Below are 13,501 nucleotides of genomic sequence, written 5' to 3'. Positions count from 1 at the left end.
AACTAAATCGAAGATATTTCGGAGACAAACTATTCGAAAGGCTCATTATTGCTAATATTACAGCAGTATGATTAAAAACGGATATACATAAAAATTTATAACAGATTATCTATTGCATTAATTTTAACTAACAATATTAAAAATAAAATGAACTTAAACGAATTGAAAAACGATTGGATCAAAGAATTCCCAAGTCCAATGATCATTGCAGGGCCATGCAGTGCAGAAAGCGAATCACAAATGCTGGAAACAGCAAAAAGGCTGAAAGAGAGCGGTGCAGAGATTTCTGCTTTCCGTGCAGGTATATGGAAACCGCGTACTAAACCAAACGGTTTTGAAGGTGTAGGTGTGATTGGGCTTAACTGGCTGAAGAAGGTAAAGGAAGAATATGGTTTTAAAACAGCAACCGAAGTGGCCAATGCACATCACGTTTTTGCTGCGCTGGAAGCTGATGTAGACATCCTTTGGATTGGTGCAAGATCTACCGTTAACCCTTTTACCGTTCAGGAGATCGCGCAGGCTTTGCGCGGAACCAATAAACCTGTACTGGTAAAAAATCCTGTTAATCCGGATTTGGCACTTTGGATTGGTGCACTGGAGCGTTTGTTAGGTCAGGGCGTAGAAAACCTGGGTGCTATCCACAGAGGTTTTTCAACTTATCAGAAAACCAAATACAGAAATATCCCGAACTGGCAGATTGCTTTAGATTTCAAAAATCAATTCCCCAATATTCCGTTATTCATAGATCCGTCACACATTTGTGGTAACAGAACAGGTTTGGCCGGTGTTGCGCAAGAGGCCTTCAACGTGGGTTATCAGGGCGCGATTATAGAAAGCCACTGTGACCCGGATAATGCATGGAGTGATGCTTCCCAACAGATTACTCCGGAAGTGCTGGCCGCTATGATCAACAACCTGCAGATGCGTAATTCTGATATCTCGGGATATGAAGATGAGATGGGAAAACACAGAACACTTATTAGTGATATGGATTTTCAGCTGATAGAACTGTTATCACAAAGGATGAAAATTTCTGAGAAAATCGGGACTTTGAAAAAAGAAAATAATATCGCCATCTTCCAACCGGAACGCTGGAAAATTATTACTGAGTATGCTAACCAAAAAGCTTCTGAAACAGGGATGTCTCAGGATTTTATAGAGAAAGTTTTCAAGGCGATTCACGAAGAGAGTATAGAGGTTCAGAATCATATCATGATTGATAAATAATCATCATCTTCCTTTAATAAAATTTTCTAAATCAATCCCTTTCTAAGTCTGTAACTTGGGAAGGGATTTTAATTTTTTTATACAATAATTGTAGTAAATTTACCAACAATAAAATTCTACCGTTTGAAAGGAATCATCATCAAATCTACCGGAAGCTGGTATCAGGTTTTGGAAACAGAAACCAAGGCTGTTTTTGAAGCCAGGATCCGTGGGAAATTTAAATTGATAAAAACACGCCTTACTAATCCTCTGGCAGTAGGAGACGAGGTAGAATTTTCTCTGGAACAGGACGATGTGGCCTGGATTACGAAAATTTTCCCCAGAAAAAATTACCTGATCAGGAAATCGGTCAATCTCTCAAAAGAAGCTCACATCATTGCTTCTAACATAGATATTGCCTGTTTTATTTATACGCTTAAGTTTCCGGAAACGTCTTTGGGGTTTTTGGATCGGTTTCTGGCATGCTGTGAGGCTTATAACATTCCTTCTCTTATCCTTTTTAATAAGATGGATGTGTTGTCAGAAGATGAAAAAGAAATTGTGCAAAACATAGAAGCAATGTATCAGAATATTGGTTACGATACACTGGAGATATCTTCTTATTCTAAACTTAATCTTGACCTGCTGAAAGACAGGATAAAAGATAAAACATCCGTGTTTTTCGGGCATTCTGGTTGTGGCAAATCAACACTGGTCAATGCCCTGCAGCCAAGCCTGGATCTAAGGACTGGTGAGATATCTGATACCCATCTGAAAGGTAAGCACACAACCACTTTTGCACAAATGCATTTCTGGGATTTTGGTGGTTCTGTTATCGACACGCCCGGCGTTCGGGAATTTGCCATGATAGATGTTGAAAAGGATGAGATCCAGCATTATTTCCCTGAGATTTTCACCTTGGGCAGGGATTGCAAATATCACAACTGTATGCACATCAACGAGCCAAAATGTGCTGTAATCGCCGGCCTGGAAAACGGTGAAATCGAAGAAAGCCGTTATATGACCTATCTCAAACTGATGGAAGAGGCAGAAGAGATTAACCAAAAATAAAAATTCCCACAATTTTCTGTGGGAATTTTTATTTTATACAAATCTTAAGAGTTTAGAACTTCCAGCCAAGCGTTACAAAAAAGTTATTTCTGTTGTTTTTAACTTTAGAGACCGCAAAAGCATCGCTATTCACATCAAATCCTCCGTTGAAGTAACCTGAATTATATTCAGGATTACCCTGTAAAAAAGGACTCGAATACTCAGAAGAGATATTCTGATAAGATGCGTCTATATAAAATGCCTTGAAATCATAACCTAAACCAGCACCTATAATATTTCTTTTTCCTACAAAAAGATTAGAAAAAGACTGGTTAGAAGCTGACCCGTTATCGTTATAGGCTAAAAAGGACATGTTGTCAAAATTATTCCCCTGATATGCGTAACCGCCACGCAGTCTAAGGCCTGCAACCCTATACTCTGCACCTACGCGGACTTCGGATGCATTTTTATAAGAGTCGCTGAAGAAGTCATTCAGTTCTGTTTCAGCATCTCCGTAAACATGGTATTTAGGTTTTGTAATCCCTTGTATATAATCCACATTCAAAGAAAAGTTTTTGCTTGGGACAAAAGCAGCACTCAAGGTTGCTTTCATTGGCGTGGAAAGTTTACGGTCCTCAGAGAAAACATCATACTGGTTATAATTAAAGTAGTATTGATTATAAGCCCGGTCCATAGACCACCATGTAGGCGTTTCTACAGCGGCCCCCAAACGGAACTGATTGCCAACTTTGGCTATCACACCGATATTAGCTGAGAAACCATTGGAGTGTTCCGCAAAATCTGTATACTGCTTGTTGTAAGACAGGACCGAACTTCTGTTATCTGCCAGGAAATTGGCAGAGTCATATTGCTCCAGATAAGAATTGTGGAAATTAAGCCCAAGTCCGAAATAAAGGCGGTTGTCGTAATTGGCACCTACCGTAAAATTGGTCTTGGACAGATCGCCAGTTCTTCCGTACTGATGCCCATAAAAGGTATAATTGATATTGGTTCCCGGATAGGAAAAGTCATCAAGAATCCTGATATTCTGATTGCCTGCTGACAAAGAATAATTGTCGATAGCCTGCGTAGAATAATTGAATCCAATATTCACAAATTTCCATTTGGAATTGGTGTTATTAAGATTAATTGTTAAAACACCACCTGTATTATTAAGATCCGTTTTGTTGTTTTTTGCAACAGTGGACATGCCGGCTAACGTGGTTGTGTTTTTATTGTTATTCACACCTAGTGTAAAACTAACGTCGCTGGTAATAAATACACCGATACCCGCAGGGTTAACACTGGCTGATGAAATATCACCACCTAGCGCGCCCATGGATCCGGCCATCGCATTGAATTTTGAAGTTCCGTTTATTGGATTCGCAGAATAGACATCTGCGGTATTCGTAATTACTGAAACATCCTGCGCCTTAAGATATAAAAATGAAGCTGGAATGTTAATCAGTAAAAATAATTTTTTTAGCATTATAAATTAAAGTTTTTATTAGAACTATCTTCTGCCACCACCAGAACGGAAACCACCGCCACCGCCTGTGGAACCGCCACCAGAACGGAAACCGCCATCGGAATTAAACCCACCGGAATTTCCTGACCTCATAGGTGCAGAATTGAATCCGTCATTACGGAAACCACCATTTTGATTAGTTCTTACGCCGCTGTTATTTGGGAAACTCTGTGGTGTATTTCTGTAGCCGCCGTTATTCTGATAATTTCTTACATTATTATTTGGGAAGTTTCTGGTCCCATTGTTAGGGAAATTTCTTACACCATTATTATTCTGATAATTTCGGTAATTGTTATTGCTGTTAGCGCCAGCACGAGGCATATCTCTAAAGCCCGGTGTACTGTTTATACCTCTGAAATTATTGGTTGACCTGTAAGAGTTGTTTTGAGGCGCAAATCTTCCGTTGATACCTGACCTGTTATATGAAGGCCTGTAATAATTACCCCATCCGTATCCGCCGTAAGGGTAGTATCCTCCATAATAACCTCCCCATCCATAGCCTCCATAAAATCCTGAGTAGAAAGGGTCGTAAAAGCCACCCCATCCCCAAGGCGAATAGAATGAGTTACCCCATCCCCAGCCAAAACCTAAGCCCCATCCCCAGGAATTGTAAGGGCTATTCCAACCGTAACCACCGTAAAAAGGTGAGCCCCAACCGTAGCCTCCCCAACCCCAGTTGTTAAAACTGCTGTAATTGGTCTCGGTTCCGGTATAACTGCCCCAGTCGGAATCGTTGGTAAGTGTCTGTGTATAACGGTTTTGCTGATCCTCTAGGTTTTTTTGATTATTATCATAGATGCTGGATGTATCCTGATAATTGTAATAGTCATCTACCTGATTGCCATAATTGCCGGAGTAGGTCCCTGCTGGCAAAGAGTCTTTGTTAGGATCGTAATAAACCCCGTCAGTTTCCGAATAGCCACCTGTGTAAACAGTGCAGGAAGATAAAAGAAAACTGCTGGAAATCAAAATTAAACCTTTGGATTTAATCAGATTTAGAAAGCTGTTATTGTTTATATTTTTCATTTTATGAGAAGTATTAAGTTTGCTATATTTGCATATCTTAAAGAAACCAAATTTTATACCATGTAAATTTTATAAAACACGTGTAAAATTAGGCTTTTTATTTAGATTAAAATTATTAAAAAAGTTAAATTATTATAGCAAAAAATTTATGGCAAAATTAACATCAAGAGCAGAAGATTACAGCAAATGGTATAACGAGTTGGTAGTGAAAGCAGATTTGGCTGAGAACTCCGGCGTAAGAGGGTGTATGGTAATCAAACCTTATGGTTATGCAATTTGGGAAAAGATGCGTGACGAGATGGACAGGCAGTTTAAAGAAACAGGACATCACAATGCATACTTTCCACTTTTTGTTCCCAAAAGCCTTTTTGAAGCAGAAGAAAAGAATGCAGAAGGTTTTGCCAAAGAATGCGCCGTAGTAACACATTACCGCTTAAAAAATGATCCGAATAATCCAGGGAAATTAATTGTAGATCCCGATGCAAAGTTAGAAGAAGAACTCATAGTGAGGCCAACTTCGGAAGCTATTATCTGGAATACTTATAAAAGCTGGATCCAGTCTTACCGTGATTTGCCAATACTAATTAACCAATGGGCTAATGTTGTAAGATGGGAGATGAGAACAAGATTGTTTCTACGAACGGCAGAGTTTCTTTGGCAGGAAGGCCACACCGCCCATGCCACAAAAGACGAAGCGGTTGACGAAGCAGAAAAAATGTTGGAAGTGTATGCTAAGTTTGCAGAAGATTTTATGGCGATGCCAGTTATCCGAGGCTTAAAATCACCATCGGAGAGATTTGCAGGTGCAGACGAAACCTATTGTATCGAGGCTATGATGCAGGACGGGAAAGCTTTGCAAGCCGGTACTTCACACTTCCTTGGGCAAAATTTTGGAAAAGCTTTTGATGTGAAATTCACCACAAAAGAAGGAAAGATAGAACATGCCTGGGGAACGTCCTGGGGAACATCTACAAGGCTGATGGGTGCATTAATTATGACACATTCTGATGATCTTGGTTTGGTTTTACCTCCAACGTTGGCACCGATTCAGGTGGTGATAGTCCCAATTTTTAAAGGGGAAGAGCAGTTGGCTCAGATCAGCGAAGTCGCTCTGGATATTAAGGCCAAGCTTAAAGCCAAAGGAATCTCTGTTAAATTTGATGATGATACTCAAAACAAACCCGGCTGGAAATTTGCCGAGTATGAATTAAAAGGTGTACCGGTGAGAATTGCAATGGGCCAAAGAGATCTTGAAAACAAAACAGTAGAACTCGCAAGACGAGATAATCTAACTAAAGAAACAGTAGCTTTGGACGGTTTGGATGATTATATCGAAACATTGCTGCGAACCATACAGAAGGATATCTATAATAAAGCGTTAAGTTACCGCGAAGAAAATATCACCAAAGTGGATTCTTATGAAGAATTTAAGCAGGTGCTGGAAGAAAAAGGTGGATTTATCCTGGCGCACTGGGACGGTTCAGAAGAAGAAGAAGAACAGATCAAACAGGAGACAAAAGCGACTATCAGGTGCATTCCGCTTGATAATGAGCTGGAAGAGGGTGTTTCACTTATTAGTGGCAAACCATCCAGACAGAGAGTTGTTTTTGCAAAAGCATATTAACGTAAACCGCGATTGATTCGCGGTTTTTTTAATAAGAAATTTTTTTTCTAGATGCTTTTAACGTTAAAAATTTCTTAAAATTATGGATTTTATAAAATACTGGATTGATATTTGTTAATATTACAAAACAAATCACATAAAAATAAACTATTATGTCAATCAATTTAATCGAACTTATTAAGGGTCAACTTGGTGCTTCTACAGTGTCTCAGGCCGCAACTCAACTTGGAGAAAGTGAATCCGGTGTTTCAAAAGCCATATCTGTGCTCTTACCAGCCGTGATAGGCGGATTTGCAAACAGTAATGCAAAATCTGAGTTGTTCAGCACGTTAAAAGAAGCTGCAACATCAGGTGTTACTTCTAACCTGCTTAATAGCGGTGGTGGGGATCAGTCATTGATTTCAAGAATTTTGTCGCTTGTCTTTGGAGATGGAGATAAGTTATCTGCTTTGGCAAGTTCTGTTTCTAGTTTTGCAGGCATCAAAACCGAATCTACCAATTCTTTGCTTAATCTGGTTACCGGCGCCGCCTCAGGAGGTTTAGGTAAGTATATCACTGATCATAATCTTGATTTGTCTTCATTCGAAAATCTGTTGTCAAGTCAAAAAAATTACCTTTCTGCATTATTGCCGGCAGGTTTTAGTTTTGCATCACTTGGTTTGGGTAATTGGTTTGGAAGCTCCGAGCCGGAGATCGCTAATGTTATTCCAGAAGCTCACCAAACTCCGTTGGCGGATATCAATCCAAAAGTTCCTGTGACCGAAACACCAAAAGTGGATGTTACAAGAAGTGGCACTACGCACGAGATTGCACCTGACAGCACATCCGGGGGAAGCATCTGGAAATGGTTATTACCACTCATTCTTTTACTATTATTAGCCTATTTCTTCTGGAAACAATGTGATAAAAAACCGGAAACAGCTGGCGTAGCAACTGTGGATTCTACCACAACTGTTGTTGACTCCACCAATCCGGCTGGCGATACAGTGGCTGTTGCAAGAGAAACAACTGTAGTGACTTTGCCAAGCGGCAAAACATTGCAGGCTTACAAAGGAGGAATCGAAGATCAGATTGTAACCTTCTTAAAATCCGATGAGTATAAAAATGCTACAGAAGAGCAGTTAAAAGACAAATGGTTCAACTTTGATAATCTTAATTTCGAGTTTGGAAAAGCTGTATTAACACCAGAATCTCAGGTTCAGTTAGATAATCTCAAAGCGATATTAGCTGAGTTTCCTGATGCAAAAATCAAAGTGGGTGCTTATACCGACAAAAAAGGTGACGCAGCTGCAAATCTAAAATTATCTGGTGAAAGAGCCAACACTGTAAAAACAGCATTGAATTCTGCTCAGGTAAAAGAAGCAGAAGGTTATGGGGCTAAATTTGCAAAAGTACCTGCCGATGCTACTGATAAAGAAAGAGAATCTGACAGAAAAACAGCTATTAGATTTATCAAATAATTTATAGAAAACAATTTCTTAAAAAACTGCCATACTTTGGCAGTTTTTTTTTATGCCGTTTTGATAATCAGCAAACTATTCTTATATTTGTTAGTCTAATCTAACAATTAAATTTAATATTGAAAAATAATATACGTGATAATGCATGGAGAAAAGATAAAACATCTAACTCTCTGCATGAGGTTTTTGCAAGTGTAAAAGTCCCTGAAGGTGGTAGTTTTGGAAAAAAGCTTATGGCTTATATTGGCCCGGGGCTTTTGATTGCTGTAGGCTATATGGATCCCGGTAATTGGGCGACTGATATCGCCGGCGGTGCGCAGTTTGGTTATACTTTGCTCTCGGTAATTCTTATTTCTAATCTTTTTGCGATTGTTTTACAGCATCTTTCTGTGAAATTAGGAATTGTTGCAGAACGTGATTTGGCTCAGGCATGTAAAGACCATTTTCATCCTGCTGTTAATTTTGTTTTATGGATTTTTTGTGAGATCGCCATTGCAGCGTGTGATCTGGCCGAGGTTATAGGCTCTGCCATCGCGCTTAACCTGTTATTTGGGATTCCGTTAAGTTGGGGTGTAGCGATTACTATTGTGGATGTGTTCCTGATACTATTTCTGCAATCCAAGGGGTTTCGTTATATAGAAAGTATCGTTGGTGGATTGATATTCATCATCTTTATTGCTTTTTTCTATGAGATCTTCCTCAGTAAGCCTGATATTTTTCCTTTGCTGGAAGGGCTTATTCCTAAGAAAGAGATTATCCAGAATCCATCCATGCTATACATTGCAATCGGTATTTTGGGTGCTACGGTGATGCCACATAATCTTTACCTACACAGCAGCATTGTACAAACCAGAGATTATCCCAGGACAGTAGCAGGCAAGAAGGAAGCGCTTAAATTTGCCAGCCTCGATAGCAGTATTTCATTAATGCTGGCTTTTGTTATCAATGCCGCTATTTTGATTATTGCCGCGGCTACGTTCCACACTTCGGGTAACAAAGATGTAGCTGATATTACAGATGCTTATAAGCTGCTTACGCCGCTTTTGGGTACAACAATGGCTAGTATATTCTTTGGTGTAGCACTTTTGGCCTCGGGGCAAAACTCTACTTTAACAGGAACATTGGCAGGCCAGATTGTGATGGAAGGTTTCCTGAATATCAGGCTCAAACCTTGGGTTAGAAGGCTTATTACCAGATTAATTGCTATTATTCCCGCTCTTATTATCTCGATCCTGTACGGGGAAAGAGGGACCGCAGAATTGCTGGTTTTCAGTCAGGTGATTTTGTCTATGCAGTTGAGTTTTGCTGTGGTTCCGCTGGTAATGTTTACCTGTAGTAAAAGTAAAATGGGCGAGTTTGCCAATAAACCATGGCTTACAATTCTGGCATGGGTAATCAGTGGGATTATAATAGTGCTTAATCTCTACCTGCTCAAAGAAACCATTTTTCCTCTTTTATGAGTGGAAATCAGAGCTGATTTGGTCATGAATGTTCCTCAATATTTTGATTTAGCAATATATTTTCAGATTTAGATCTCAGATCTAATCATTCTGATTTAATTAAACTGCCTGATTAAAAGTAATCAGGCAGTTTAATTAAATCAGATATTTCTTGAGGCCTTCCATAATGCCCTGCCATAGCAGGTTAAAAAAACTTCGGGACGGATCCCGCTTTTTTTTGATGTTCACATGTTCGGGTTTACCGGTAGACTCGTTTCTAATGAACCAGTTGGCAACAGTTCCTAACAGCTTACGCTCTTTTCCAGTCTTTTTATTGAGGAAATTAACGTACATATCTTTGTATTTAAAGTAAAATTTACCGGCAATATATTGATTGGTGCCATAGTAATCAAATTTTACATAATCAATTTTGCCATCCACCGTAATATTAAGATATGGCCTAACAAAAAGATTCACATTATCTGCTGAGAGTTTGTTAATATTCCCAACGATAGTAAACTGGTCTTCGGGATTTTTAACATCAAATTTCCATGTCACTTGTGTCGGAGCAGTACCATAGAACAGAAAATCTGTATCAACCGTTACAAGGGTTGGCAAGCCATTGATTTTCCCATTATTGACATTGTGGATTGTTGCATTGAATTTTTCAAAAGTCAGTTTTCCCGGGATGTTAGCATTATCTGCATTTTCTTCATATGATAATGATGAATTTTTCAGCAGCACCTGATTCACAAACAACGGGATCTTAACATTCCTCAATTTTTTGCTGAACAGATATCTGGGAGAATTATCATCTGGCGGAGCCAAGTCATGGTATATATTACAATTAACGCCATCCAGGACAACTTGCTCCAGATTAATGACCGGTTTTTTACCAAATAATACCGAACTTTTATCCGTTATGCGGATCATCTTGGTGCGGATGGTATACAGATCTTCCTCAACAGGGATCACTTTGCTGAATCCGGCTCGGGAATATTTTGGCAAAAATTCCAGCTGATGAACCGTTGTTTCTTTACCGACATTGCTAACAGAAGCCAGTTTTAAGTTATAATATTTGCCCGCATCTATTTTGATGTTTTTTACTTGGATATTATGGCTTTTACTCGTAAACGGGACGTCCTGCTTGATGATTTTGGGATCAGACTTTACCATTGCAAACTGTACATCTATTTTACCTGCCGACATTTTTTCTTTCCCATGAGACAGCTGTTTAAAATGCCCGTTGATGATATTAATCTTCCCAATCTGCGCCAAAAAGTCGGGGAACTGATTGTTCTTAGCTTTTTTCTGACTTTTACTTTTTGAGGAAAATAGGGTGACTTTGGGATTGACGATATCAATGCCTGCAAAATTGAGATTCAGTTTTTGACCAATATATTTAGATTGATTTTTATGGATAAGGATTTTATCGGTGCTAATGTCAACAATGTCTTTGTGACTGCTTTTTACCAAAGGAATCATCCTAAATTGATGCACGGAAATATCAGAATTGGCCGAATTGATCTTATTAATTTTTATAGCATGCTGTGCATCCGTTTTAAAGTAAATGTTTTCTGCCTCAATATCGTGATTGCCAAAATGAAAAGGGATTTTTTCTTTCACTGTATTTTTATCGAATACAATATCACTCAGTGTAAAATTGAACTGATCTACCGATGCTGTCTTTTGCAGGTTAGCCTGTAGCACAAGCACTTTTCCCTGCTGGAAATCCAGATTCTTAACCCCGATTTTAAGATCTAGATCTTTGGGATCTTTTTCCACGGTTTTTTTGCCTGTAGAAGTCACTTTCAAATCGGGTTTCAAAAATTGAATTTTGCTGACAATCAAAGAATCCTGGCTAACCACAAAATCAGTAGCAGAAAGCGACTGTGCAGAAAGATCAAATACATTTTTTGAATCATAATACCTGGCGATCTGCAGCGGCTTTAGATGGAATTGATCAAGAAGTAGCGTTCTATTTTTTGCTTCAATTTTTTTGGCATCAATTCTGTAGAATTCGTTGGCGGTAATAATAACATCCTGCGCATCCACTTTAAAATCTTTGAAGGCCAATGGGATTTTTGATGCGTCATCACTTTGTTTGATGTCTGTGAGTTTGATATTCACATTTTTACCGTTGAAAAGCGGCGTGCCATTATGATTATTAATGGTTACATTGCCATTTTCTACCAATATATTTTTTATGACAAGGTCTAATTTTGTACTGTTTTTGCTGCTGTCCTGTTTTTTGGGGCCAAGCGTTACAGAAACTTCGGGATGGCTGAGAAGGACAGACTCTACATTATATTTTTTATGAAATAAGGCCTTCCAGATGCTAAAATTGTTAATCCTAATTGTTTTAATTCTGGCCCGGATTTGGGCTTTTGTAGAATCTTTTGTGTTTTTATTGATCAGATAGACATTGTCAGCTTCCAGATTACCAGACAGCAGGCTCATCCCGAAGTTATCCAGCGTAAGGTTATAGTCGGTCTTTTGATTAATAAGATCCGGTAACTTTTTGTTCAGATAAAAATCCAGCGCAAAAGGAAAGGCCAATATTATAATTAGCAAAGTTCCTAAAATGGCAAGCAGTATTTTTTTTGTTTTGGTCAAGCCGGTCGTTTTCATCTCAATAATGGTATCAGTTTTTAAAAGTCATTGCTGTGGAAAATATAGCCATTATCTTTGTATTCTGCAAAAATATGATGCAGCCCATTGCTGATAATGATTTTTTCTGCGCCAATCAGGCTGTTGTATCTCGCAATCTGCTCAAAGTGCACTGGCTTTAGCTTAATATCGGGAGCTTTGCACTCTATCAGGATTTTTGGTTGCGTTTTCTCTGTTATCAGAAGATCTATTCGTTTGGTAGTACCATTCAGTTCCAGTTTTTTTTCGAGAATGAGAGATGAAAGGTTTTTCTTTTTTACAAAACGGTAATAATGCAGCCAGTGCTGTCTTACCCACTCTTCGGGGGTGAGAACGAGCCAGTTTTTCCGCACGAGGTCATAGATAAAAAATGTATCTTTGTCCTGTTTGATCTGGAAATCAAATTTAGTTTCAAAATTTAGTTTGGGAACCTGCATGCGTTAAGATGAAAGAAATAGATATTATCCTCAAAAATATTAAAAATAAAGAACTCTTACCGGTTTATTTTTTTCATGGTGAAGAGGCTTTTTATATAGATCTGGCAGTTAAGCATTTGGAGCAAGATGTTTTGGAAGAAGATGAAAAGGCTTTTAACCAGACCGTTGTCTATGGTCGGGATACCAGCTATCCCGAGATTCTTTCTCTGGCCAGGCAATATCCTATGATGGGTGACAGACAGCTCATTATTGTGAAGGAAGCGCAGGATATGAAACTTAACGAAGATGAGTCCAAAGCTCTGGAAGCTTATCTGGAAAATCCTGTCCCCTCAACGATTCTGGTGATTGCGCACAAGCATAAAAAACTGGACAGCAGAAAAAAAGTAAGCAAGATGCTGGCAAAAGCCGGAATGCTTTTTACAAGTGAAAAAATCAAAGACTATCAGTTGCCAGCATGGATCCAGGGCGAGATTACACGCCTTGGCATCAAGTCGGCTCCCAATATCAGCCATCTTTTGGCAGAATATCTTGGGAATGATCTTTCCCGCATTACCAATGAACTCAACAAACTCAAAATTGTTCTCAAAAATGATGCAGTGCTGGATGGTAAAGTCATCGAAGATAATGTTGGCATCAGCAAAGATTTTAATATTTTTGAACTTCAGCGGGCCTTGGGTAGCAAAGATATGAGCAAAGCCTTCAGTATTGCCTATTACATGGGAAAAAATAAAAAGGCAAATCCGGTGCAAATGGCTTTTGGAGTATTATATAATTTTTTCTCCAATATTGTACTATACCATACTTTATCCGGTCAGTCACCACAAAATATTGCCGCAGAGATGCGTGTAGCACCTTATGCCATCAAGGATTATGCAGAAGCAGCAAGATTTTATCCACTAAAACATGCTACCCGAGTGATTTCTATCCTTCGTGAGATGGATCTGAAATCAAAAGGATTGGGCGTCCGGCAGATGGAGGATGAGGAGATTTACAAAGAGCTGGTTTATAAGATTATCAAAGTGGATGAACTAAAAGTAAAAGTATAAAATTTGCTTGATCAGATTAATCATAAGCTGGCGATT

General features: G+C 38.9%; 10 protein-coding genes. 6 read left to right on the top strand and 4 right to left on the bottom strand.

The features are described 5' to 3' along the window. Positions 1-147: 147 nt before the first annotated feature. Both B0B05_RS04180 and rsgA read left to right on the top strand, forming a co-directional pair. Positions 148-1,227: a chorismate mutase gene (locus B0B05_RS04180; protein WP_076782230.1), complete on the top strand. Its 1,080-nt coding sequence runs from the start codon at positions 148-150 to the stop codon at positions 1,225-1,227. A gap of 123 nt (positions 1,228-1,350) precedes the next feature. Next, a complete protein-coding gene (gene rsgA / locus B0B05_RS04175) occupies positions 1,351-2,277 on the top strand; it encodes a ribosome small subunit-dependent GTPase A (RefSeq protein ID WP_076782229.1) in 927 nt (308 codons plus the stop codon). A gap of 52 nt (positions 2,278-2,329) precedes the next feature. Here rsgA and B0B05_RS04170 read toward each other — a convergent pair whose 3' ends face one another. Both B0B05_RS04170 and B0B05_RS04165 read right to left on the bottom strand, forming a co-directional pair. Beyond that, positions 2,330-3,745, bottom strand: a complete 1,416-nt coding sequence (locus tag B0B05_RS04170; RefSeq protein WP_076782228.1) for an OmpP1/FadL family transporter — start codon at positions 3,743-3,745, stop codon at positions 2,330-2,332. 24 nt (positions 3,746-3,769) lie between these two features. Beyond that, complete coding sequence (locus B0B05_RS04165; RefSeq protein WP_076782227.1) at positions 3,770-4,810, bottom strand: hypothetical protein; 1,041 nt, start codon at positions 4,808-4,810, stop codon at positions 3,770-3,772. A gap of 148 nt (positions 4,811-4,958) precedes the next feature. Here B0B05_RS04165 and proS point away from each other — a divergent pair, with 148 nt between their 5' ends. The 3 genes from proS to B0B05_RS04150 all read left to right on the top strand — a co-directional run bounded on the left by proS (position 4,959) and on the right by B0B05_RS04150 (position 9,354). Beyond that, complete coding sequence (gene proS / locus B0B05_RS04160; RefSeq protein ID WP_076782226.1) at positions 4,959-6,434, top strand: proline--tRNA ligase; 1,476 nt, start codon at positions 4,959-4,961, stop codon at positions 6,432-6,434. Between the two features lie 152 nt (positions 6,435-6,586). Further along, the gene (locus B0B05_RS04155; RefSeq protein ID WP_076782225.1) at positions 6,587-7,894 is read left to right on the top strand and encodes an OmpA family protein; all 1,308 of its coding nucleotides are present in this window, start codon (positions 6,587-6,589) and stop codon (positions 7,892-7,894) included. 119 nt (positions 7,895-8,013) lie between these two features. Further along, positions 8,014-9,354 (top strand): Nramp family divalent metal transporter, encoded by a 1,341-nt coding sequence (locus B0B05_RS04150; RefSeq protein WP_394332782.1) that lies wholly within the window; start codon positions 8,014-8,016, stop codon positions 9,352-9,354. A 135-nt stretch (positions 9,355-9,489) separates the two neighbouring features. Here the strand turns inward: B0B05_RS04150 and B0B05_RS04145 are convergent, their stop codons facing one another. Continuing rightward, positions 9,490-11,964, bottom strand: a complete 2,475-nt coding sequence (locus tag B0B05_RS04145) for an AsmA family protein (RefSeq protein WP_076782223.1) — start codon at positions 11,962-11,964, stop codon at positions 9,490-9,492. Positions 11,965-11,984: 20 nt separating this feature from the next. Beyond that, positions 11,985-12,419: a type I restriction enzyme HsdR N-terminal domain-containing protein gene (locus B0B05_RS04140; protein WP_076782222.1), complete on the bottom strand. Its 435-nt coding sequence runs from the start codon at positions 12,417-12,419 to the stop codon at positions 11,985-11,987. 8 nt (positions 12,420-12,427) lie between these two features. Between B0B05_RS04140 and holA the strand changes: the two genes are divergently transcribed. Further along, positions 12,428-13,465: a DNA polymerase III subunit delta gene (gene holA, locus B0B05_RS04135; protein WP_076782221.1), complete on the top strand. Its 1,038-nt coding sequence runs from the start codon at positions 12,428-12,430 to the stop codon at positions 13,463-13,465. Positions 13,466-13,501: the final 36 nt, after the last annotated feature.

Source organism: Epilithonimonas bovis DSM 19482, from assembly GCF_900108115.1.
GTDB lineage: Bacteria > Bacteroidota > Bacteroidia > Flavobacteriales > Weeksellaceae > Epilithonimonas > Epilithonimonas bovis.
Note: the sequence above shows the minus strand (reverse complement) of the source record. Positions and strands in the feature narration are given on the sequence as shown.

Bases quoted from the DNA above. Each gene is read 5' to 3' on its own strand.
- B0B05_RS04170 (WP_076782228.1), bottom strand. From the start codon at position 3,745: ATGCTAAAAAAATTATTTTTACTGATTAACATTCCAGCTTCATTTTTA.
- proS (WP_076782226.1), top strand. From the start codon at position 4,959: ATGGCAAAATTAACATCAAGAGCAGAAGATTACAGCAAATGGTATAAC.
- B0B05_RS04140 (WP_076782222.1), bottom strand. From the start codon at position 12,419: ATGCAGGTTCCCAAACTAAATTTTGAAACTAAATTTGATTTCCAGATC.
- holA (WP_076782221.1), top strand. From the start codon at position 12,428: ATGAAAGAAATAGATATTATCCTCAAAAATATTAAAAATAAAGAACTC.
- B0B05_RS04155 (WP_076782225.1), top strand. From the start codon at position 6,587: ATGTCAATCAATTTAATCGAACTTATTAAGGGTCAACTTGGTGCTTCT.
- B0B05_RS04145 (WP_076782223.1), bottom strand. From the start codon at position 11,964: ATGAAAACGACCGGCTTGACCAAAACAAAAAAAATACTGCTTGCCATT.
- B0B05_RS04165 (WP_076782227.1), bottom strand. From the start codon at position 4,810: ATGAAAAATATAAACAATAACAGCTTTCTAAATCTGATTAAATCCAAA.
- B0B05_RS04180 (WP_076782230.1), top strand. From the start codon at position 148: ATGAACTTAAACGAATTGAAAAACGATTGGATCAAAGAATTCCCAAGT.